At 55.5% G+C, this 21,078-nt stretch carries 23 protein-coding genes; 7 read left to right on the plus strand and 16 right to left on the minus strand.

What is annotated here, in order from left to right:
- Position 1: 1 nt before the first annotated feature.
- The 4 genes from lspA to HGBM_RS27005 form a co-directional block, all read right to left on the minus strand.
- Positions 2–454: a signal peptidase II gene (lspA, locus tag HGBM_RS08280; protein ID WP_019120627.1), complete on the minus strand. Its 453-nt coding sequence runs from the start codon at positions 452–454 to the stop codon at positions 2–4.
- A gap of 85 nt (positions 455–539) precedes the next feature.
- Entirely contained in the window at positions 540–749 is a 210-nt protein-coding gene (locus HGBM_RS08285) for a hypothetical protein (RefSeq protein ID WP_019120628.1), read from the minus strand.
- Positions 750–804: 55 nt separating this feature from the next.
- Positions 805–1,311, minus strand: a complete 507-nt coding sequence (locus HGBM_RS08290) for a DUF4188 domain-containing protein (protein WP_019120629.1) — start codon at positions 1,309–1,311, stop codon at positions 805–807.
- Between the two features lie 17 nt (positions 1,312–1,328).
- Positions 1,329–1,931: a TetR/AcrR family transcriptional regulator gene (locus tag HGBM_RS27005; protein WP_019120630.1), complete on the minus strand. Its 603-nt coding sequence runs from the start codon at positions 1,929–1,931 to the stop codon at positions 1,329–1,331.
- A gap of 124 nt (positions 1,932–2,055) precedes the next feature.
- Between HGBM_RS27005 and HGBM_RS30950 the strand changes: the two genes are divergently transcribed.
- Entirely contained in the window at positions 2,056–2,286 is a 231-nt protein-coding gene (locus tag HGBM_RS30950) for a hypothetical protein (protein ID WP_019120631.1), read from the plus strand.
- Positions 2,287–2,334: 48 nt separating this feature from the next.
- Here the strand turns inward: HGBM_RS30950 and HGBM_RS08305 are convergent, their stop codons facing one another.
- Both HGBM_RS08305 and HGBM_RS27010 read right to left on the minus strand, forming a co-directional pair.
- Entirely contained in the window at positions 2,335–3,756 is a 1,422-nt protein-coding gene (locus HGBM_RS08305; protein WP_019120632.1) for a phosphoglucomutase/phosphomannomutase family protein, read from the minus strand.
- Positions 3,757–3,791: 35 nt separating this feature from the next.
- Positions 3,792–4,244 (minus strand): DUF4912 domain-containing protein, encoded by a 453-nt coding sequence (locus HGBM_RS27010; protein ID WP_019120633.1) that lies wholly within the window; start codon positions 4,242–4,244, stop codon positions 3,792–3,794.
- A gap of 234 nt (positions 4,245–4,478) precedes the next feature.
- On the opposite strand from HGBM_RS27010, the gene HGBM_RS08315 reads away from it, so the two are divergent.
- Positions 4,479–4,793, plus strand: a complete 315-nt coding sequence (locus tag HGBM_RS08315) for a YbjQ family protein (protein WP_019120634.1) — start codon at positions 4,479–4,481, stop codon at positions 4,791–4,793.
- Between the two features lie 157 nt (positions 4,794–4,950).
- Positions 4,951–5,607 carry a polysaccharide deacetylase family protein gene (locus HGBM_RS08320; RefSeq protein WP_019120635.1) on the plus strand — a complete coding sequence of 219 codons (657 nt, stop codon included), beginning with the start codon at positions 4,951–4,953 and terminating at the stop codon, positions 5,605–5,607.
- A 40-nt stretch (positions 5,608–5,647) separates the two neighbouring features.
- Here HGBM_RS08320 and HGBM_RS08325 read toward each other — a convergent pair whose 3' ends face one another.
- Positions 5,648–6,601 carry a DUF2167 domain-containing protein gene (locus HGBM_RS08325; protein WP_019120636.1) on the minus strand — a complete coding sequence of 318 codons (954 nt, stop codon included), beginning with the start codon at positions 6,599–6,601 and terminating at the stop codon, positions 5,648–5,650.
- Between the two features lie 269 nt (positions 6,602–6,870).
- On the opposite strand from HGBM_RS08325, the gene HGBM_RS27015 reads away from it, so the two are divergent.
- A complete protein-coding gene (locus tag HGBM_RS27015; RefSeq protein WP_019120637.1) occupies positions 6,871–8,802 on the plus strand; it encodes a DNA topoisomerase III in 1,932 nt (643 codons plus the stop codon).
- Positions 8,803–8,977: 175 nt separating this feature from the next.
- Here HGBM_RS27015 and copZ read toward each other — a convergent pair whose 3' ends face one another.
- The 4 genes from copZ to HGBM_RS27020 form a co-directional block, all read right to left on the minus strand.
- Positions 8,978–9,184 carry a copper chaperone CopZ gene (copZ, locus tag HGBM_RS08335; RefSeq protein WP_019120638.1) on the minus strand — a complete coding sequence of 69 codons (207 nt, stop codon included), beginning with the start codon at positions 9,182–9,184 and terminating at the stop codon, positions 8,978–8,980.
- Positions 9,185–9,242: 58 nt separating this feature from the next.
- Positions 9,243–10,091 (minus strand): M15 family metallopeptidase, encoded by an 849-nt coding sequence (locus HGBM_RS08340; protein WP_019120639.1) that lies wholly within the window; start codon positions 10,089–10,091, stop codon positions 9,243–9,245.
- Between the two features lie 84 nt (positions 10,092–10,175).
- A complete protein-coding gene (locus HGBM_RS08345; protein ID WP_019120640.1) occupies positions 10,176–10,490 on the minus strand; it encodes an AtuA-related protein in 315 nt (104 codons plus the stop codon).
- Between the two features lie 5 nt (positions 10,491–10,495).
- Positions 10,496–11,314, minus strand: a complete 819-nt coding sequence (locus tag HGBM_RS27020) for an acyclic terpene utilization AtuA family protein (protein WP_019120641.1) — start codon at positions 11,312–11,314, stop codon at positions 10,496–10,498.
- A 115-nt stretch (positions 11,315–11,429) separates the two neighbouring features.
- On the opposite strand from HGBM_RS27020, the gene HGBM_RS08355 reads away from it, so the two are divergent.
- The gene (locus tag HGBM_RS08355) at positions 11,430–12,104 is read left to right on the plus strand and encodes a type 1 glutamine amidotransferase domain-containing protein (protein ID WP_019120642.1); all 675 of its coding nucleotides are present in this window, start codon (positions 11,430–11,432) and stop codon (positions 12,102–12,104) included.
- Positions 12,105–12,138: 34 nt separating this feature from the next.
- On the plus strand, positions 12,139–13,596 hold the full coding sequence (locus HGBM_RS08360; RefSeq protein ID WP_026074278.1) for an aldehyde dehydrogenase family protein: 1,458 nt from the start codon (positions 12,139–12,141) through the stop codon (positions 13,594–13,596).
- 63 nt (positions 13,597–13,659) lie between these two features.
- On the opposite strand, the gene HGBM_RS08365 is transcribed toward HGBM_RS08360, so the two are convergent.
- Positions 13,660–15,261, minus strand: a complete 1,602-nt coding sequence (locus HGBM_RS08365; protein ID WP_019120644.1) for an amidohydrolase — start codon at positions 15,259–15,261, stop codon at positions 13,660–13,662.
- A gap of 185 nt (positions 15,262–15,446) precedes the next feature.
- On the opposite strand from HGBM_RS08365, the gene HGBM_RS08370 reads away from it, so the two are divergent.
- Positions 15,447–17,063 (plus strand): S-layer homology domain-containing protein, encoded by a 1,617-nt coding sequence (locus HGBM_RS08370; RefSeq protein ID WP_019120645.1) that lies wholly within the window; start codon positions 15,447–15,449, stop codon positions 17,061–17,063.
- A gap of 38 nt (positions 17,064–17,101) precedes the next feature.
- Here the strand turns inward: HGBM_RS08370 and HGBM_RS08375 are convergent, their stop codons facing one another.
- Genes HGBM_RS08375 through HGBM_RS08385 form a run of 4 tightly spaced genes read right to left on the minus strand, consistent with a single transcriptional unit; the run spans position 17,102 to position 21,031 of the window.
- Positions 17,102–18,076 (minus strand): 5-oxoprolinase subunit C family protein, encoded by a 975-nt coding sequence (locus HGBM_RS08375; RefSeq protein WP_019120646.1) that lies wholly within the window; start codon positions 18,074–18,076, stop codon positions 17,102–17,104.
- Between the two features lies 1 nt (position 18,077).
- On the minus strand, positions 18,078–18,692 hold the full coding sequence (locus tag HGBM_RS27025; RefSeq protein WP_342626536.1) for a carboxyltransferase domain-containing protein: 615 nt from the start codon (positions 18,690–18,692) through the stop codon (positions 18,078–18,080).
- Positions 18,583–18,945, minus strand: coding sequence for a carboxyltransferase domain-containing protein (locus HGBM_RS32235; RefSeq protein ID WP_342626534.1), 363 nt, complete (start codon positions 18,943–18,945; stop codon positions 18,583–18,585). The genes HGBM_RS27025 and HGBM_RS32235 overlap by 110 nt, the downstream gene beginning before the upstream one ends.
- 19 nt (positions 18,946–18,964) lie before the next feature.
- Positions 18,965–21,031: a sigma 54-interacting transcriptional regulator gene (locus HGBM_RS08385; protein WP_245552913.1), complete on the minus strand. Its 2,067-nt coding sequence runs from the start codon at positions 21,029–21,031 to the stop codon at positions 18,965–18,967.
- Positions 21,032–21,078 lie beyond the last annotated feature (47 nt).

Here is a 21,078-nt window from a genome sequence, read left to right on the forward strand (position 1 = left end):
CTTACCGTCGGTTCCGCCGCGATTCCGTGAGAACATCCCACAGAAGCAGGACGACCCCGATGGTAATGGCCGAATCGGCGACGTTAAATATCGGGAAGTTGATCAGCGTGAAGTCGAGAAAGTCAACCACCTGTCCCGTGCTGACCCGGTCGATAAAATTGCCGATCGCTCCGCCCAGGACTAGCGCGAGGCCAAGCGACGTGACCGGCAGTTTGCGGCCGATTCGGTAGAGTGTGACAATAATCCCCGCTACGACGACGAGGGTAATCACCACAAACAGCCAGCGCTGGTTTTGCAAAATCCCGAACGCCGCTCCCATATTGCGATGGGAAGTCAAGTGAAACACGCCGGGGATGAGCGGAATTGATTCGCCGAGAGCCATCTTTTTCACAACCGCGTACTTCGTTGCCTGGTCCAATGCAATGACGATGAGTGCTATCACATAGTAGAGCACGCAAGCTCCTCCTTACCATAACGCAGATAGACACACGAATTGTACCATAGCCCACCTGGCGTGGCAACCAAACCCATGGCGCCGCTTACCATGTCTTGTTCGATTGATTTGACTTTGTGTAGCGCCGGCTGACCAAAGAAATGATCGGCGTGCCAATGATCGTCGGAAGGAACCACAGCCACAGGGAAGGAGTGAATCCTTTTCTTTTCTTCACCCCTGCGGCCAGCGCGCCTGCAGCCAGACAAATACTGCCGGCTGTGATGTGCAGCACAAGCATCATGTCAAATAAACTCACCCGCAGCTCTCCTCCTTTATCGTTGGTCAAGAATCCCGCTTGCCAACCGGGTGGCTCAGGGATTTGGCGGAGTCGGCACCGCAGGTTCGCTCTCGCCGCCCAAGCGCTTCCTCGCCGTCTCCTTGCGGCCGAGTGCCGGCACACGGCTGGTGGCCTTGGCGAAACCGAAGGGAGGCATGTTGCTGTACAGGCATTCATACCGTCCCGCTTCGACGAGATACGTCTCGTGGTAGATCCCTACCGTCCCGTCCGTGCCGACGGATTGGTTGAACCTTTTCCACGCTTCAAGATGCAGTCCGCCCCGGGCGTATGTCTCCAACTGCTCAAACGACTTCCAATACTGGACCATCATGGTCCCCCGCCACATGAGAAAGTATTCCGCCCCGAGAAAGCCGCTCTCCGGATGCTGATACAGTTCGCGCATCATCGGCGCCATCGCCTGAAACACAGGCAGCCACTTGTGAACGGCGAAGAGGCGGTTGATCCGCATGCCGATGAGAAACACGACAAACGGCTCGTCATACTGTGCGGTAAACCGTCCGGCGACCACTTTTTCCGTCATCAGATTTCCTCCTTTATTTATAGGCGTTGCGGCTGGGTCAGTACCCCTTCCGTAAACCTGAATATCCTCTGCTTGCACTGCCCGGTGACAGAGAGGGAACTTTCGATGAGCACTCCCAGGTAGAACGTAACCAAAAGAGAACCGGCCTCCTGTGCAGGCAGCGCAGCAGGAATCGCTCCGCCTGCCTTCCCCACCTCAATCCACGTCTCACAGATCTCCCGCCATTTGGCGTGGAAGTCGGACAATACCTTGGCGATTTCCGGATTGTCCTGCCGGCTGACCAGATAGAGCAGCACCTTGCGAAACACCTGTGTCTCTTCGGTGATGAGCCGCATAAATCCGTCGACGATGACATGCAGCGGGCTGTGCAGATCTCCGCATGCCGCCCGGGAGACCGCTTCCCGAAAACGCCGGTCAATCTCTTCGATACGCGCTTGCAGGATAAGCCCGAACAACTCGTCTTTGCTTCTGACGTAGTGGTAGATGCCTCCCATCGACACACCCGCCCGTTTGACGATGTCACGGATCGTCGTCGATTGACAGCCTTTTTCGGCCACGAGCTGCTCTGTCGTCTCCCTGAGAGTCTGAAGTGTCGTCTTGCTGGTAAGGTCGCTTGTCACGCAATCATCCCCATCCTGGCTTTTCTCACAGAAAAACCGAACATCGTTCTGTTCAAAGCATAACAGAACGATGTTCGGTTGTAAAGATGAATCCCGGATGTGATATGATGTGGAGCAAAGGAGCGTGAAGAAGTTGGAGGACAAACAGTTTTACTACATCGTGACATGGGACGAGGCCGCTTATATGACCAAGGCCTTGCACGCCATGGAGATACCGCATACGATTGAGTCCCCCGGCAACAAGCTGGAGATCAATGAAGGAGAACTCGCGATTGTCTTCCCGAACGTGCCGATGCAAAAGTACGTGGAAATCAGAGAACTGTTTGGCTTTGACGGGATGCGCTATCCCCACTGATCCGGGGCCGCCAAAGACAGACTCCGGTCGGCCCTGGAGTTCAGCAGTTCAATATCCTGCGCGCCAATCTTCCACGGCCTCGCATAGATCCGCAAAAGCTTCCCGATTAGCCGCTTCGCAGTATATGCGCAGCAGCGGCTCCGTGCCGGATGGGCGGATTAGCATCCAATGCCCTTGTTCGAGCAGCAGCTTCACTCCGTCACACTCTACCGCCTCCTTTACCCTGTATGGCCCAACCTGCCGAGGCGGTGTCTGCAGGAAGCTTTTCATCCTCGCCGCCTGCCCGTCAAGCCTGACGTCCAGGCGCGTGCTGTACAGTCTGCCAACCTCGTCATGCAAATCCGAGAGCATCTGTTCAAGGCTTTTTCGCTCCCAAGCGCACATCTCCGCGACCAACAGATTGAGCAAAATGCCATCCTTCTCGGGAATATGGCCGCTGACACTTCCGCCGCCGCTCTCCTCGGCACCAATCAATACGTCCCCCTGCAGCATTTCTGCGCCGATGTACTTGAAACCGACCGGCGTCTCCGTCACCCCCAGACCGTATTTTCCGGCGATTCGATCGATCAGGTGGGTTGTAGCTACGGTCCGCACCACCCGCCCGACCTGTCCGCGGTTCTTCACCAGGTGGCGGGTCAAAAGCGACAGGATTTGATTGGCGGAAACGTACTTCCCGGTATGGTCGACGACGCCGAAACGATCGGCGTCACCGTCGGTAGCCAACCCGAGGTCAGCGCGCTGTCTGACCACCTCTTCAGCCAGGCCCTTCAGCCGCCGCTCTGTCGGTTCAGGCAGATCGCCGCCAAAGAGCGGATCGGCATTGCTGCGTATAGCGGTTACTTCTGCTCCTGCCTCGGCCAGCATCCGGCTGACGTATCCGATTCCTGCGCCGTGCATCGGATCGACGACAACGCGAAGACCCGCTTGTTTGATCACGTCGAAGTGAATCATCCGGCGGAGATGAGCCTCGTAGTGCGGCCGCAGATAGATATGGCGCATCAGTCTGCGGGCGATCGCCTCCTCCTTGCTGATCAGCTTCACCTGGCCTGTCTCCTGAATCTCTCGGATCAATGCTTCGATCCGCTCGGTAATCTCGGGATTAGCCGGGCCGGCGTAATCGGGGATGTACTTGATCCCGTTGTACTCAGGGGGGTTGTGGCTGGCGGTGACAACGACAGCCCCGCTGGCGGCGAAGTTCTTTACGCCAAAAGCGACCACCGGTGTGGGCGTCGCTTCATTTACAATGTACGTCTTGATCTCGTTCGCCGTCAGGGTGCGAACGACCTCCTCGGCAAACGACCGCCCCATGAAACGCGTGTCGTAACCGACAATAATCCCCTGCTCCTGCTGCCCCTTTTCCACGGTTAATGCAGCGATCGCCTGTGCGGCAATGCGGACGTTTTCGACCGTGAACCCATCGGCGAACACTGCCCGCCATCCATCTGTGCCAAATGTGATCCGTCGGCTCATGCCTGTTCCTCCCTCGTCGCTTTTCAAGGTTTTTCCTATGTCGTTGCAGCTTGTTTCCCTGCAGCGGGCAGGTTGCGGCTTCCCCTCGGCCGCGACCACGCGGAAGGCTGGCTGCGGGGAGCGGCTGCCGGCTCAGAGCGCAGGATCGGACAAAATCGCTCGCCGTGGAACAGACCAAAATCGGCGATGTACGTGTGCCCAGGCACAACGTCTGGTATGTACCATGAGCTCGCCTCTTGATCGACGATGATATCGCGGCTGTTGCGGACGCTGGCTCCGTCAAAGCAGCGGCCGGTCACATCGTACAGCCGAATCCCTTTTTTGATCAGAACGCTGTCCGCCTGCAAATAGGACGCGACCATGCGCATCCGGGACCTGGCGATGTCCCAGCAGACGTAAAGGACCGTCGGGCTGTGGGGTTTGCATTCGATCGCATTTTCACCGCGAAACGACGGCAGTTTCCCGTCCGAATGGGTCAGCTCTTTCATGAAATTTCCCCCTTTCCGCGAAGGCATGGCTTGCAAAGTAGTGCTGCTTGAATCATCGTATGCCTTATGTTCGAAAAGAAGTATAGCCGATTTGGCAAAGAAAGGCTGTCGAACGCTGGGCATATATCCCTTCTTCTTTTGTCGAGACAAATGTTTTTTTGAAACGGCTAAAAGCTGCAACTTTTTGACAGGATAATCGTTAGACATACTGGGACTGAAAAGGAGGATGAAAGAATGATTTTGACGACAACCAACAATATCGAAGGAAGGCCAATCAGGGAGTACCTCGGGCTGGTCAACGGCGAGGCGATCATGGGGGCAAATATCGTGCGGGACCTCTTCGCTTCGATTACCGACATCGTAGGGGGACGTTCCGGCGCGTACGAAACCAAGCTGGCCGAAGCGCGGGACATTGCCACGAAAGAGATGATGGACCGGGCGAGGCAAAAAGGAGCGAACGCCATCGTCGGAATTGACGTCGACTACGAAGTGATCCGCGAAGGCATGCTGATGGTAGCAGTCAGCGGCACGGCGGTACGAACCGAATAATCTGCGAACTGCCTGGCACCGCCACTGGCTTCCGGCATGAACGGACCGCTGGCGGTGCCTTTTGCAAATGAATCAACTCAGGCATTCTATCCTTTTTTGATCATACACCTATGTTGAGGGATTACCCCGATGCCATCAGCGGGAAAGGATGATGCCGATGCGGTTCAAAGCTGCCAGTTGGAGCTCCGTCTATCCTGAACAGATCTTTTCCAATGGACCTGCCAGCATGGAAGCGGCATTAACGTTTGACGATGGTCCCGATCAAACCTGGACACCGCAAATCCTGGACATCCTCTCCGCTTACCGGGTAAAAGCTACCTTCATGTGCGTCGGAACCCAAATCCGCTCCCATCCCCACGTATTGAAACGCATCTTTGCCGAAGGCCACATCATCGGCAACCACAGCTGGAGCCACCCTGATTTGACAAAGATTTCGCCGGATCAGGTCCGAGAACAGGTCGAGCAGACGTCAGCGGAAATCTACCGCCTGACAGGAGCAAGACCCTGTCTGTTCCGCCCTCCCTACGGAGAGCTTAATCCGGAGGTTATCCAAATCCTCGCCTCGCTGGACCAGAAGATCATCCTCTGGAGCGTAGACAGCCGGGACTGGACGGGAATATCCGGAAGGCAGGTTGCCGCCACTGTGCTGCGCGAAACAGCACCGGGAGGAATCATCTTGCAGCACTGCTTCGGCGGCCGGAGGGGCTTGGCGAATACCGTTCGGGCACTGCCGCAGATCATTGTGCGTCTGCGGGAGCAGGGGTACCGTTTCAGATCGGTTTCCGGTCTGTTGAACGTGTCACCGTACCAATGATAGAGAAAAGAACCCACGGGTATGATCCGTGGGTTTTGGTTTACAGCCGGGTCGTATTCTCATTTGATTCCGCCGCGGTATTTTCCGCTTCGGTCGGCGCTTCCGCCAAAGCTGCGACGTCAGCCTGTTTGCGTTTTTTTCTTCTGATGAAATTCCAGATGGCCACAGGAATGGCGATGATCAAAAACCAGGCCTTTTTCAGAACAACGAGGAGCAAGGCCAACAGTCCCGCCTTTTTCGCTACCGCGAGGCCGGCCCCGCCCAGGATCAGGCCGGTCAGTCCATACTCCGCCATCTTGTCTGTGCCGGGGTCGAAATCTTCATATTTTTCTCCCGATTTAAAGCTGAAGCCAGGCAGCACCTTTTCCGTAAACGTCGCTTTGTCCTTGGCCAGGCTGGTTGGGTCGGAGATCAGCGTTGCCGACACAAAGCCTTTCCGGGACAGCAGGCGAACGTTGTAATTGATGATTTTTTCGCCCCGTCCATTGTGGCCGAGCAGCGACCAAGTCAAGTTGTGCGTTTTTTCATCGTAGTGCGGCTCCAAATCCCAGCCGTCCACGTAAAGCTTTTGTGAGTCGGGCAGGTTTTCATTGTGCTCCTCTGTTCCCTGTTTGTAACTTTCCAACAGGTCATCGGCATTGATCGATTCCTTTTCATCGTCTTTTATGTACCCGGAATTCTCGTACTCGAAGAGAATCACCCAATTTTCCTCAGGATTCATCGGAAAAACCGAACCAATTTCGTTGCCGGAGATGACGCTGTTGGATTCGCTCATCATTTTCTTGGTATCCTCCGCGCCTAGAAACGCGTGATCCGGATCCAGCTTGAGTTCTGCCAACTGGTCGCCCATATCGACAGTGGTTCCACCCTCAATCCAGTTGTAATCATCCTGGCTGCCCTCTCCTTCCGCCAAGGCAGTAGCCGGAATACATGCCGCCCAAACGGCGATGGCGAGGATAAGGGAAAGAGATTCCCATAATTTCACATGCCTCATTGATTCCACTCCTAAAATTTCCAAATTAAAAACAGTTTCTATTTTAGAAGTGGTACTAATTGTATGTCAAGGTTTTTTTTATCAATTTACCCAAACATTTCCGAAAACGATTCCCCATCCCCTCATTCCCGTTCCTGTCCCGTTTTTTTCTGGTGCTTGCGGCCAAAGTTGTGATACGATTTCGACTGAGCACCCTCTGGCCCATCGCTTTTGGGGAGATTCGCTTCTGGCGGGGGACGCATTACACTGAACCTACAAGGAGTCTTGTCATGAAAGTAATCATCGCGGAAAAGCCTGACCAGGCTGCAAAACTTGCCAGCCCATTCACACATAAGAAGCGGCAGGGATACATCGAGATACAGCCTCATCCGCTCTTTCCCAAGGGCGCGCTCGTCACCTGGGCGGTCGGCCATGTCTGTGAACTGGTGCCCCCGGAAAAGTACAATCCGGCCTGGAAAAAGTGGAGCATCCAGACTCTGCCGATCATCCCCGAGCAGTTTCGCTATCAGGTCATGCGCTCCAAATCCAAGCAGTTCTCCGTGATCAAACAACTGCTGACCCGCTCCGACGTCACAGAGATTATTCACGCCGGCGACGCCGGGCGCGAGGGCGAGCTGATCATCCGCACCATCGTCAACCTGTGCGGGGTAAAAAAACCGATGAAGCGGCTCTGGATCTCCTCGCTTACCGAAAAAGCGATCAGCGAAGGCTTCGCCTCTCTCCTGTCCGAAGCGGATACGCGAAACCTGTATTATGAAGCCTACAGCCGCGCTTGTGCAGACTGGCTCGTCGGAATGAACGCTTCCCGCATCTACACCCTCCTCTTGCAGGAAAAAGGGATTTCCGACGTCTTCTCCGCCGGGCGCGTGCAGACCCCCACGCTGGCGCTCGTCGTCAAACGGGAAAAAGAAATTGCCCGCTTCAAGCCTGAGCCGTTCTGGGAAGTGGTCGCCACATTCCACATCGACGGAAAGGAGTACGAAGGTACCTGGCAAAAAGAGGGGGAATCACGCCTGAACAATGAAGAGCTGGCGCAAAAAATCGCCGCCTTCTGCCAGGGAAAACCCGCCCAGGTCAAGGAAATCGCCAAAGAGCGAAAAGAGTACCAGCCGCCCTATCTCTTCAATCTGTCCGGACTTCAGGCGGCAGCCAACAAACTGTACAAATTCTCTCCCAAGAAGACCCTTGACCTGGCCCAGCAATTGTATCTAACGGGAGTTTTGTCCTACCCGCGTTCCGACTCCAGCTTCGTGACGCCAGGAGAGGCGCAGACTTTTCCCAGCATCTTGCGAAAAATCGGGCAAATCCCTACGTACAAAGACCTATTCCCGACTCCGGTCGGCTTGATCATGCACAATAAACGGTTTGTCAACGAGAAAAAGGTGACAGACCACTACGCCATCATCCCAACCGAACAGGTTCCAGACATCACGAAGCTGTCCGCAGATGAACAAAAGCTCTACGATCTGGTCGTACGCCGGCTGATCGCCGCCCATTACGACTCAGCCATTTTTGACTACACGACGATTACCACTGTCGTAGACGGCCGGGCGGAATTCATCAGCAAAGGCAGGGAGCAAATCCGGGAGGGTTGGCGCAAGGTGCTGTTTTCCGAGGACAGAGATGAGGAAGCTGGCGCCATTCTGCCAGAGGTGGCACAAGGGGCCGCCGGCAAGGTAAAGCGAGTCAAGGTAAAAGCGGGCAAAACCCAGCCGCCCAAACGCTACACGGAAGGGCAGCTGATCACGCTGATGAAGACAGCCGGCAAGCACCTGGATAATGAAGAGCTGGAAAAGGTGCTGATGAAAACGGAAGGGCTGGGAACTGAAGCCACGCGCGCCGGAATAATCGGAACGCTCAAAGACAGAAAGTACATCGAAGTGAAGCGAAATCAGGTCTTCGCCACAGCCAAAGGCATGCTCCTGATCGAAGCCATCGGGGATAAAATCCTCGCCTCCCCGGAGATGACCGCCCGCTGGGAACAGCGCCTGAGTGAGATCGGGCAGGGAACCGCATCGGCACAGGCGTTTATGGAGCAGGTGAAAAAGCTCTCGCAAAAGCTGGTCCAGGATGCCGCACAGCAGGCCAAAGATTGGAATTTTGCCGAAATCGACATCGATTCCATCCCCAAAAGGGTGCCGCGGCAAAAAAAGCGAACGGCAAAGGCTCGCAAACGAACAAGCGGCCGATCAACAAAATGAGTAGAAGGCCCCCCCTCTACTCGAATCATGTACCTTATCCTACCAATTGATCAGGAATATGTAAATGAATCTTTGCGACTATGACCAAACGACCACTTCAAAAGGCCTCGAGGCAGACAAAGAGGGCTGTGCGTCCGGGTGACGCCACAGCCCTCTTCACGGTTTCCCGCGTTCTTCAAACTACATCGTATCCCTGTTCTTCAACGGTTTCCTTGACTTCGTCGAGCGATACAGCAGATTCGTCAAAGGATACCATCACCTGGCCTGCCGCCAGATCCACCTTCGCCTGGCCGACTCCCGCCACTTTGTTCAACGCTCCCTCAATGCTGGTGACGCAGTGATTGCACGACATTCCTCTCACATCCAAAGTAACAGTTTTCATCGCAAGTCCCCCTTCCTTTATCCTGGATTCTACCCAAAAGGCTTGCAGCACCGCAGCTTTATTTTTTCTGCGGCATGTACGCTTCCAGGTACTCATCCAGGGTAATCCCCTGCCGTGTCACCTCCTGGGCGACCTTCACCCCGACGTAGCGGATATGCCAAGGCTCATAGGCGTACCCGGTAATCTCTTCCTTGCCCTTGGGATAGCGGATGATAAAACCGTACTCGGGAGCGTGCTGTGCCAACCATTTTCCCTCAGGCGTATCGCCGAATTCCTCCTCCAGGCCGAATTTCGCGCTTCGGCTGGATACGTCGATCGCAAGTCCTGTTTGGTGCTCACTGTGCCCCGGGATGGCGCTCACCCGATTTGCTGCTTCCACCCCTTGGGTTTTTACGTTTTGGTTATAGACCGCTACTTGGGTGGCGTATGAACGGTAGCCCGAGATGCCGTACAGCTCCATCCCGTCCCGCTTCGCTCCGGCAAACAAGCGTTCCAGCGCCTCTGCCGCTTCCTTGCGAAGGTACTTTTTGGGCAAATCTTCCTTAAAGGGGAACGGCACGTTTGGAATCACCAGATCTGCAGGGGCGTAATCCTCAGGCAGCGGGACGCTCTTGTTTACCAGTACCGTGATGCTGCCGGCTTCGGCCGGTTGGGGAGCATCTGCGGGGGCCGGAGCAGGAGTTTCCTCCGCTTTGTTCCCCGCTTGCGGCCCTGGTGTTTCTACAGACATGCCGCCAGTTGAACCATTCGGGCTATGCTCACCTGTGGATTGGGTCACTTCCCGGTCAGCGGGTTTTGCTTCAAACAGCTTGGTGAACGCAATATTTCCCTTCATGAGAAAAGCTGCGACGATCAATCCGGCCGGAACCACGCCAAGCCAGAGTCTTCCCGATCTTTTTCTGCGCATCCGACACCCACCCTATCGCGATACTTTGTTTCTCCTCAATTATAAGGCGAGATGGCGGGATCGCAAGAAAAAAAGTGGGCACAGTCAGGGCAGCTCTACTTCCATCTCCAGCAAGGCAGAACTTAGGCTCTTGCCGTGCATGTCCATGGCCAAAGAGGTCGTCACCCCTCCCAACAGCGCACCTGAACAGACGAATTGAAGGGCGGAAATATGCGGAAGCTCGTAGCGAACCACCTTTCCCGCCACGATGTTTTGCAAATGCGCTGCCACTCTCTCTGCCGTCACTTTCTCGCACAGGAGCGGATAGGTTTGTTCATCATACGGGATCAAGGACAGGATCAACGTGTTTCCCTTGTCTCCAGCCCTGCTGTGGGCCAGCTTGTACAGCTTTGTTCGCATCTGTTTCACTCCAAAACGGTTACGTGAGTTGTAACTTTATTTCTCGGTATTAACGTAGACACAATCCCGATCAGCTCATTGACGTACTTCCTGGCTCCTCCTCCGCCGGCCGGACCATTGGTGTACAGCGCTTCCACTTCTTCGCCGATCAGCTCGGCCAGCTCGCGGGTCGGCACTTTTCCCGCCACCCGCAGCCGGACTTCATAGGGTTTGGCATCCGGCCAAAAGCTCTGCCGGTGTACGGAGGTGCTGCCGATATAATCCACTCTCAGGTCCCCGCAGCGATGCTGTACCCGCTCTCGCACGATCTCGCCTGCCAACCTCGCCCGGGCCACCGCATTGGAGCCGGCGTAGGAAATTTCCCCCTCGCCGAGAAAGCCTGCCTGGTAGCCGATGCTTACCTTGAGCGCTTGCGGCCTTCGTCTCCCCCGACCGTTTGACACCTCTATCTGATCACTCCCTGCCTCCCTCAGACAGACCGCGGTAAAATCGGCCACGACATCAGGCGTCACGTAGCCGGTCGGGTCTGTCACTTCGTAGAGAAGCTGTTCTTTGACGGTCGCCAGGCTGATCAGTCCGCCGGTTCCCGCCACTTTGCCGATCACCGCCCTTCCCGTGGAATTGATGTCGGCGTAGGGAAAGCCAATGTTTGCAAGGTCGGGCACGTCCTTTATGCCCGGATCGGCGAAGTAGCCTCCGCAGATTTGTCCGGCACATTCCAGCAGGTGTCCGACGACGGTCCCCTGCGCGATCCGGTCGGCGTCCTCCAGGGACCAGCCGTAGTGGTAGACCATCGGGGCCAGAAAGAGCGACGGGTCAGCCACTCGCTCCCCCCGGGAACTTTGCGGCGGATAAAACGACGGGCACTTACCATAATATAGATGAATCTTGTGCTGAAACCCAGTTTATCGATCATCCAACAGGAGGTGCCCGTTGTTCATGTCAAATAACAAACGCATTTTGATGGTGGTAACCAATCATACCAGGATCACAGACGATCACAAAACAGGCTTGTGGCTGGAGGAATTCGCTGTTCCCTACAATGTGTTTCGCTCGAAGGGCTATGACGTCAAGGTGGTGAGCATCAGCGGCGGAGAAGTGGCACTCGACCCCAACAGCATACCTGACGAAGCAAACGCCGAGTGGAGAGAAGCGGAAGCCGAGCTGAAACATACGGCAGCGCTGAGCAAAGAAGACGCGAACGGTTTCGACGCAATCTTTCTGCCCGGCGGTCACGGCACGATGTTCGATTTTCCGGACAGTGAGACCTTGCAATATGTACTGCAGCAATTTGCCGAACAGGGAAAAGTGATTGGAGCGGTATGCCATGGCCCGGCCGGTCTGGTAAACGCAACCTACAAGGACGGCACTCCGTTGGTAAAAGAAAAAAAGATCACCTCCTTCACCGACGAGGAAGAAAGGGAGATGCAGCTCGATCAGCATATGCCGTTCCTGCTGGAATCCAAGTTGAGGGAAAAGGGTGGAATCTTTGTCTCCGGAGAAAAGTGGACCGACTTCTCGATTCGGGATGGCGATTTGGTCACAGGCCAAAATCCGATGTCAAGCAGAAGCACTGCCGAAAAGGTGATCGAAGCGATTGAAAACCCCCAGTGAACCTGAACACACGAGAGGATTGGATGTGAGCAAGATGTCGGCATTTGCCAAGTGGAATCTGCAGTTTATCGGCGGTCAATGGAGGGAAGGCCGCAGCCAGACGGTTTACACGGACCAAAACCCTTACAATGAGAGCACCTTGGTTCAAATCCGTTTGGCCAGCGCAGAAGACGTGGATCAAGCCTACCGGGCGGCGAAAGAAGCCCAACAAGAATGGGAGGCGGTCAATGCCTATCAAAAGGTAGCCGTAATGGAAAAAGCTGCGGAATTACTGAAGGAAAGACGGGAGGAAATCATCCGCATCCTCATCGAAGAAAACGGGGCCTCCCATCTGAAAGCCAATATCGAAGCAGATGCCGCAATGGGCATTCTGAAGGAAGCGGCCACTTTCCCGCTGCGGATGCAGGGCAAGATCATGCCGTCCGTCATCCCCGGAAAGGAAAACCGCATCTACCATAAACCTGCAGGTGTCGCAGGCATCATCAGTCCCTTTAATTTCCCGTTCCACCTGACCATGCGTTCCCTGGCGCCTGCTTTGGCTGCGGGCAATGGAGTGGTGTTGAAGCCCGACCAGCAGACGATGATTTCAGGCGGATTGTTCCTGGGCAAGCTTTTTGACGATGCCGGAATTCCCAAAGGGCTGTTAAATGTCACCGTCTGCAGAAGCGCTGAAATTGGCGATGCGTTCGTAGAGCATCCGATCCCGCGCATCATCTCCTTTACCGGCTCGACTCCGGTCGGCCGCCACATCGGAGAACTGTGCGGCAAACATCTCAAGCGGGTGGCATTGGAGCTTGGCGGCAACAATGTGATGCTCGTGCTCAAAGACGCGGATATAGAAAGGGCAGCCGGTTCTGCGGCGTTTGGGAAATTCCTGAACAGCGGGCAGATCTGCATGTCGCTCAATCGGATCATCGTTGAACGTCCGGCCTATGAGGGGTTTGTCAAGGCCTTCGTGGAAAGAGCGTCCCGGCTGAAATACGGAGACCCGAGAGACAAGGATGTCGTGGTGGGGCCATTGATCAATCACAGACAGGTGGAACGCATCCAAAAATTAATCGACCAAAGCCTGGCGGCGGGAGCGCAATACGCCCTGCAGGGTAAGGTGGAAGGCAATGTCTTTGCCCCGACGATCCTGACCCACGTCACCAATGATATGCCAATCGCCCAGGAAGAGATCTTCGGTCCGGCTGTCGGCGTCATCGTCGTAGACAGCGAGGAAGAAGCCATTCGCGTGGCCAATGACAGTGAATACGGATTGAGCGGGGCCGTTCACGCGGGTTCTATCGAGCACGGCGTAGAAGTAGCGAAGCAGATCGAAACCGGGATGATTCATGTAAACGACCAGGGAGTCAATGACGAACCGATCGTCGCTTTTGGCGGCGAAAAGGCTTCCGGTCTGGGACGCTACGGCGGGGAATGGGCGCTCCATGAATTTACCACGGTGAAGTGGATCTCGGTCCAATTACAGCCGCGGGAATACCCGTTTTAGCGGAGATGAACTCCCCTCCGGACGCATTTCACCTGTGCCTGAGGGGAAGTTTTTTCCGCCTGCCTACCGACGCTCGTAGACGATCTCTCCGTCGATCATCGTCAGCTCTACACGCAGATCCTTGATATCCTCTGTGGGTATGTCGAGAATCCTGTCGTCCAGCACAACCAGATCAGCCAGCTTTCCCGTTTCGATGCTTCCTTTCAGATCTTCCTCAAAACTCGCGTAGGCCCCGTTCCAGGTGTACAGCTTAATCGCCTCCATCACGCTGATCCGCTGATTCGCCCCTACCTCCACGCCCGCCCGGCTTTTCCGGTTGACCGACGCGTGAATGCCAAGGAGCGGGTTGAAGTCGGTGACAGGACAGTCGGAGCCGCCCGCCGCGATAATCCCCTGGTCGAAGTAATCGCGGGCCGGAAACATGTGATGGACCCGCTCGCCGATATTTTTGATGTACCCATCGCCGAATTCGTAGAAAAACGGCGGGTTCGGGATCGGGATCACCCCGAGCCGCTTCATCCGCTCCACCAGATCCGGCATCGCAACGCCGGCGTGTTCAATCCGGTGGCGGTGGTTTTGGCGCGGATGCTTTTCCAGCGCGGTCTCGATGCAGTTCAACATCATTTCAATCGCCCTGTCTCCCTGGGCATGGGCGGTAATCTGGAAGCCCTGGGCATGCGCTTCGCCCAAGATCGCGTTCAGCTCCTCTTGCGAAAAGTAGAGAATCCCGCAGTCGTCCGGTTTGCTTGTATACGGCTGCCGCATGGCCATCGTCGGCACGGAGCTGGCTCCGTCAGTAAAGACCTTTGCCGGGCCGATCCTGAACCTTTCATCGCCCAGTCCGGTCACGATGCCCGCGTCCAGCATTTTTCGGACGACGTCCTCGCAGCGGTTCAGCGCGGCAGCCATCGCGTAAATCCTCACTTTTACGTCTCCCGCCCGGACGGCCTGCTGCATCGCCCTGATGTTGTGCGGGCCATACCCCCCGGCGTCGTGGACGCTGGTGATCCCGGCAGCGACAAAGTCGGCTGATGCGAGCGACAGCCCCCGGATGAGCTCGGCTTCGTTGTACCCTGCCGCTTCAAACATCTGCATATGGGCGGTTTCCACGAGCACTCCGTTCAACCGTCCCTGCTCATCGCGATCCAGCCTCCCCCCGGCAGGGTCAGGCGTCCGCTCGTCAAATCCGGCCAGCTCCAGCGCCAGGCTGTTGACGATGGAGTGGTGGGCACAGGTTCGCATGACAAAGATCGGGTGCTCCCGGGAAATCTCGTCCAGTTCCCACCTCGTCGGGAAGCGGCCCTCGGCGATTTTGCTTTCGTTAAAACCCGAGGCCCTCACCCACTCTCCTGTTGGCGTCTGTGCCGCTTTTTCTTGTAAGGCCTGAAACAGATCGTCCAGGGTTTCCATCCCGGGCGCTTTGCAATCGACCCCCAGTTTATTCGTACCGTGCAACGTAATGTGCAGATGGGAGTCGATAAAACCGGGCAGCAGGCTTTTCCCCTGCAAATGGACCACCCGGGTATGCTCGCCAATCAAAGCTTCCACCTCTTGATTGGTGCCCACTGCGACGATCCGGTTGCCGGTTACCGCCACCGCCTCGGCAATCCGGCTGCTGCCATCCACTGTTACCACTTGCCCATCAAGAAACACAACGTCGGCCATGACAACTCCTCCTTTTCCCCCATTTTACTTTATTTTTGGTACTGTATTCCGCCTTTTCTGTCTTTTCGCCGCCTGTCCACCCCGACGTCAAGCGCCCAAGTTTTTTGAATTTGCATTTCATTCGTAGAAAAAAGAGCGGCAATCCGTTACGATAAGGTGAGACGAAGCATAAGGGAGAGAGAAACATGTGGAAAAAGACCGTGCTGCTTTGCGCCATCCTGCTGTTTGCCTGGATGGGACAAGCTTTTGCCTACGACGCCCGGCTGACGCCGTTTAAAGACGTCGCACAGAACGACTGGGCGAAGGACAGAATCTACATGCTGTCCGCCTTGAACATCATTTCCGGATATGAAGACCAGACGTTTCGACCGGGCGACGCAGTGACCCGCGAGGCGTTCATCACCATGCTGGTAAAATCGCTGTCGCCAGCCGGCAATGACGGCAATGCGGGACCGTCGTTTTCAGACGTTGACACAGGCAGATGGTCATACCCGTACATAAAGCGCGCCTACGACAAAGGCTTGATCGGCTTCATGGCAAAAGACCAGGCCCTCCGGCCGGCAAGCAATATCACCAGGCAGGAAGTAGCGATGCTCGTCGGCTCTTACTTGTTCCGGCAGCTGTCGGCTGAGCAGCAAGCGCAGTGGCTGGAAACCGGCTGGAAGGCCGAACAGGCAGCCCGGCATTTTTCCGACGCGAACGGGATTTCAGCAGAGTACGCTCCGTACGTTTACTACGCTTCCCATCAAGGGATCATGATCGGAGACGACAAGGGAACGTTTCGTCCCGGCTCTTCCTTGACCCGGCGGGAAGCGGCCGCCATCCTGTACGCCGCGATCGATCAAGGCATCAAAAACGCGAAGCTGACCGGCACCGGCTTTTACGCCATCCGCTCGTACCAGAGCATCGACAAAATGAACCTCCTGTCCAACGTCATCTTCGGCTGGTCCCATCTTGAATACAGTGGAGCAGGCAATGGCCGTTTAAGTACGGTTTCGACCGAATACTCGGTCCCCGAGGGCTGGGAAACGGTTATCGAGGCGGCAAATCGCAGCAATGTTTTCAAACAACTGATGGTTTACGCAGACAATCAAAACGGCACGCTCAGCAAGTTTCTCGGCGATCAGCCGGCCCGCCAGATGTTCATCCAGACGGCGCAGGCGGCAATGGCAGACGAAAAGTACGGCTTTACGGGGATTGCCCTCGATTTTGAAGGTCTGACGGATGCAACAGACAAGGACAATTACACATCCTTTATCCAACAGCTGAAAGCCAATCTCGGAGGTAAAACCCTGACTGTAGCCGTCCCGCCGACGTTCTACTACAAGGGGTACGACCTTTTAGCCATCGGGCAGACAGCAGATCAAGTCATTTTGATGGCCTACGATTTCACGCACAAGGAAAGCAGCCTGCCCTCCGCTCCGCTGCCTTTGGTAGCGGAATCGATCCGCATTGCGCTCGGCGACATCCCCCGGGAAAAACTGGTGCTGGGGATTTCCAAACAGGCGAACCAATGGATTCAGACAGCCAGCGAAGTCTCCCTGCAGTATCCTTCGGTCGACCTGGTTGAGCAGCGTTTGCAGATGCCGAACACTGCGGCGCAGTTTTCTGTTCCCTACTTCCTGGAGCGGATCACGTTTGCCGACGAGCGCGGCAAGCATGAGCTTTGGTACGAAAACGCCGAAAGCATCGAGAAAAAGCTCTGGATCGCCAAGTACTACGGGCTCCACGGCGTCTCCCTGTGGTACATGGGCAGCTTCACACAGGGCGACTGGAGCGTCATTCAAGCGAACATCCGGTAAAAAAGGCGGACATCCCGCCTTTTTATTCTTTCTCTCGGCTAACGCAGCAAGTCCTGTACCGCCAAGAGCCGCTTTTTCTTTTGCAGTCTCGCGGCAATCGCCTGATCGACGGTTACAGCGAGAAAGCGGGTGGTCGCATGCGGCCTGGACTGGGCGATCAAGTCGAGATCGGCGTTGATCGCCGTGCCGATCGTGACGTAACCTCCGCCCGTCGTGGCGTCGCGCAGAAGCAGGATCAACTCTTCTTCATTCGTCACCATGATCGCACCGACGGGGTAGACGATGTCGACCGCATTGGACGAATTGCTGCCGGTGCCAAACGGCGGATCGAGCGGCTTGAACGCCACTCTGGCGCCTGTGTAGCGGTACGCCACATTGTTTGATTCGAGGCCGACCCGCCATTCGGAATCCAAAAACGCTTTTATTCCCTCATCGCTCAGCCGGTAACTGGAGATGCCCATCACCACGCGAATATCGGCAGAAGCGGGAAACTCAGGAATGAACTCATCCGGGATCCGCTTGCCGACGTGATGGAACACGCCGGGCAGCGGCTCTCCGATCGGCACGTCATCCCCGGCCACAAGCTTCCTCCCCTTGAAGCCGCCGAGATGGCTCAGCGTGTACGTGGATTTGCAGCCGAGCACATCGGGCACCTGGATGCCGCCGGACACGCACAGATAGGTCTTTACTCCCCGCGATGCCGCCTTGAAGCTGATGATATCCCCTTCCTGCACGCTGATCGTCTCCCACATCGGAGCAGGCTGCCCATTGTGCAAGACCTCGACGGGCGCACCCGTAATGGCAATGACCGTCTTCTTCCTCACCTCGATCTTCGGCCCGAGCATGGTGATCTCCAATGCGGCGTAATCATGCGGATTCCCCAGCAGGATGTTCCCCAGCAGATAGGAGTACTTGTCTGCAGCCCCGGAGGGAGGCACCCCGAGGTGGTAGTACTCTTTTCTTCCCAGATCCTGCACCAGTGTTTGCAGGCCTCCGTCGATGATCGTCAACATGCTAAAAATCCTCCATTAGCTGCTTGATGTACGCTCTTCTTTTGGCAAAGTACTCTTCCGGAGAAAAATCGACGTATTTGATCCGATACCTGTAGGTTCCCGCTTCCACTTCGCGGACAATCTGCTGATACTCCCGTTCGCCTATCGGCCGATGTTTCCAGATATCCCCAGGACGCGCCAGAAAGAAGGTGTCTTTCAGATCTTCCAAGCGCCGCTCCTGATCGAATACGGGAACGGCGGACATGCCGATCAACTGATAGCTGCCGGGAGCAGACAGCGGGTAGATCACCGTAAACGCCCCGCCGAGGCCCACCGCCCGGCCGGGGGTATCGGTGCGCGGGCTGGCGTATTTGGGGGTCTGAATGATCTTTTCCTTCTCCATCCCGAGCGGGTACTCCCAGGCCGTGCCGGGAATAAAGCCCATCATCGTAATCAGATAGGGACAGGACGAATGAGCTTCGATAAACCGCTCTTTATCCGTAAATCCGTTCAGCTTCATCACCAGTTCAAAATTGCTGATCTCCTCCCGGGTAAAATTGCGCTCGTGAAACCGACGCCCGTATTCTCTGGTCAGCGGGTCGTCGTACCAGATGGGAATATCTACGATGAGAGGGATTGCTCTTGGTGATGTTGATCTCCTTTAAGTACTCCAGCAGATCGTTGGCCGAGATCACCTCCGGGTCAAACCGCACCAGATAGTAGGCATTGGAAGGACAAATGTCCAGGATTCCGGGAATTTGCCGCCTGCGCAGTTCATTGGTGATCGCCAGCGCCTTGAAATTGCTCTCCTCACTCATATCCCGGGAAATTTCGGCGTAGATGTATTCGTCTCCGCCAAAGTCAAACCTCGTTTCCGGCAGGGTAAACAAAGAGACTCCCCCTTATACCTTAGTACAGCAGTTTTTGCATGCGCCGGCTGACGGTAGCGGGACTCACACCCAGCACCTCTGCCACCTTGTAGGCTGTGCCGTACTTTTTCAACGCCATGCTGATCAACTGGCTTTCCACCTCTTCCACCGCTTCCTTCAGCGGCATGATTTCCTGGACCAGCGGCTTTTTCTCCCGGTCGCGGGCAAGCCCGCCGTACAGGTTGGACAAAACATCTTCCTGGGAAATGACGTCTGCTCTCGTCGTCACCATCAGGCGTTCGATGACGTTTTGCAATTCCCGGATATTCCCCGGCCAATCGTAGCCTTCCAGGACCTCCAGGGCTTCCCTGGTCAGACGCTTATCCAATTTGTGCAGTTCGTTAAATTGCTGCAAAAAATGAATCGACAAGGGGACGATATCCAGCCTCCTCGCCCGAAGCGGCGGGATTTCCAGGGGAATGACGTGCAGGCGGTAGTACAGGTCTTCGCGAAACTTCTGCTGGGCCACCAGCTGCTTGATATTCTGGTTGGTGGCGGCAATCACGCGCACATCGACCGACACTGTTTTCACGCCGCCCACCCGCATGACTTCCCGCTCCTGCAGCACCCTGAGCAGCTTCACCTGCATGTTGTAAGGCAATTCGGTCACCTCGTCCAAAAAAATGCTGCCCCTGTGGGCCAACTCGAACAGCCCCGGCTTTCCCCTCTGGTCGGCTCCGGTAAAGGCGCCCTTTTCATACCCGAACAGCTCGCTCTCCATCAGGTTTTCCGGTATGGCGCCGCAGTTCACCCGGATAAAAGGTTCGTTTTTGCGCGGACTGTACTCGTGGATGGCCTGTGCGAACACTTCTTTCCCGACGCCCGATTCGCCGATTAAAAGCACGGTGGAGTCCACGCGGGAGATGTGCTTCAGCTCGTCCACCAGCCGTTCCATCACCTGCGAACGAAAGACCAGCTTCCGCTGGATATCCTGTCTGGTCAACAGCTCATCCAACTCCTGCTTGTACTCTTTTGACTTTCGTTTGGCCAGCTCCAGTTCCGCCCGCAGCTCGTTGATTTCCGTTATATCCCGGGACAGGATCACGACCTTCTCAACCCTGTCCTCGTGAAAAACGGGCGTAGCGACTGACCAGATCTTCCGGCCGCTCCTCGACTCCTGGATCATCGAAAGCTTTTTCTTCTGGACCAGGCACAAATCGACGATGTTTGGCTGAAAGATGCCGTCTTTCTCTAACTGGTGGACGTCTTTTCCCACCAATTCTTCCGGGCTGTCTTCCTGCCAGAATTCCTGCAAAAAGGTTCCTGCCATGCGGACGATTTCTCCCAGATGGTTGACGACGATGATCTGTTCGTTTGCCGAAGAATAGATCACCTGCAGGTCGTCATTCAGATTGCGGACCATCTCCAGTTCCTTGACGGCTTCCTCGTGCTGCTCCCGCGGCGAGAAAATATGGACAATCCCGATGATCTTGCCGTTCTCGTGCAGCGGCGAGAAATTTCCGCTGATCTGCTTGAAATTGATCGAGCTTTTGATGCTCAAAAGCTGCTTGCCCGAGAGGATCTCCTCCAGGTCTTTGTCCATGCTGAGCAGGGTCTTGTAGTTGCGGTATAAGAGTACGCTCTTGGACAAACCCAGTATCTGTTCAGCCGTTTCATTCATGAAAGTTATTTCAAAATTGGAATTGGTCGTAATGATCCCGGTGCCGGAGCTGTTGAATATCTGGTTGAGCTGCTGCAGCTTGTACTGGCTCAATTGGTTTCGCGCTTCCTGGGTCGTCATATACCCCGTGATGTTTCCCGCGTCGTCCACTCCCAGGACGACGGAGATATTGTGATAAAAGGTGATTGGGCTGTGCTCCGGCACCTTCAGAATGTCGATCTTGTACTCGATTGGACCTCTGAGGTCTTGCGTGGCATTGATCTGTTGCAAAAGGGAATTCCGGTCGACGTATCCTATAATCTCCTGTTGTTCATCGCTGACCAGCAGCAAATCAGCCTGGCTCTCCTCCAACAATTCGAGCGCTTCCAGCAGTGTGCTCTCTTTCGGCAACGGGAAGTAAACAGGTTGCAAAGCATTTTTCCACACAATCAATGCGACCCCTCCAGAGAGATTAAGTGTTTGGAATTTTCCCA

It is taken from the genome of Brevibacillus massiliensis (assembly GCF_000311785.1).
Lineage (GTDB): Bacteria > Bacillota > Bacilli > Brevibacillales > Brevibacillaceae > Brevibacillus_C > Brevibacillus_C massiliensis.

Bases quoted from the DNA above. Each gene is read 5' to 3' on its own strand.
- HGBM_RS08360 (WP_026074278.1), top strand. From the start codon at position 12,139: ATGTCGGCATTTGCCAAGTGGAATCTGCAGTTTATCGGCGGTCAATGG.
- copZ (WP_019120638.1), bottom strand. From the start codon at position 9,184: ATGAAAACTGTTACTTTGGATGTGAGAGGAATGTCGTGCAATCACTGC.
- HGBM_RS08315 (WP_019120634.1), top strand. From the start codon at position 4,479: ATGATTTTGACGACAACCAACAATATCGAAGGAAGGCCAATCAGGGAG.
- HGBM_RS08325 (WP_019120636.1), bottom strand. From the start codon at position 6,601: ATGAGGCATGTGAAATTATGGGAATCTCTTTCCCTTATCCTCGCCATC.
- HGBM_RS27010 (WP_019120633.1), bottom strand. From the start codon at position 4,244: ATGAAAGAGCTGACCCATTCGGACGGGAAACTGCCGTCGTTTCGCGGT.
- HGBM_RS08365 (WP_019120644.1), bottom strand. From the start codon at position 15,261: ATGGCCGACGTTGTGTTTCTTGATGGGCAAGTGGTAACAGTGGATGGC.
- HGBM_RS08355 (WP_019120642.1), top strand. From the start codon at position 11,430: ATGTCAAATAACAAACGCATTTTGATGGTGGTAACCAATCATACCAGG.
- HGBM_RS08340 (WP_019120639.1), bottom strand. From the start codon at position 10,091: ATGCGCAGAAAAAGATCGGGAAGACTCTGGCTTGGCGTGGTTCCGGCC.
- HGBM_RS08375 (WP_019120646.1), bottom strand. From the start codon at position 18,076: ATGTTGACGATCATCGACGGAGGCCTGCAAACACTGGTGCAGGATCTG.
- HGBM_RS08370 (WP_019120645.1), top strand. From the start codon at position 15,447: ATGTGGAAAAAGACCGTGCTGCTTTGCGCCATCCTGCTGTTTGCCTGG.
- HGBM_RS08320 (WP_019120635.1), top strand. From the start codon at position 4,951: ATGCGGTTCAAAGCTGCCAGTTGGAGCTCCGTCTATCCTGAACAGATC.
- HGBM_RS08290 (WP_019120629.1), bottom strand. From the start codon at position 1,311: ATGACGGAAAAAGTGGTCGCCGGACGGTTTACCGCACAGTATGACGAG.
- HGBM_RS08345 (WP_019120640.1), bottom strand. From the start codon at position 10,490: ATGCGAACAAAGCTGTACAAGCTGGCCCACAGCAGGGCTGGAGACAAG.
- HGBM_RS08305 (WP_019120632.1), bottom strand. From the start codon at position 3,756: ATGAGCCGACGGATCACATTTGGCACAGATGGATGGCGGGCAGTGTTC.
- HGBM_RS27015 (WP_019120637.1), top strand. From the start codon at position 6,871: ATGAAAGTAATCATCGCGGAAAAGCCTGACCAGGCTGCAAAACTTGCC.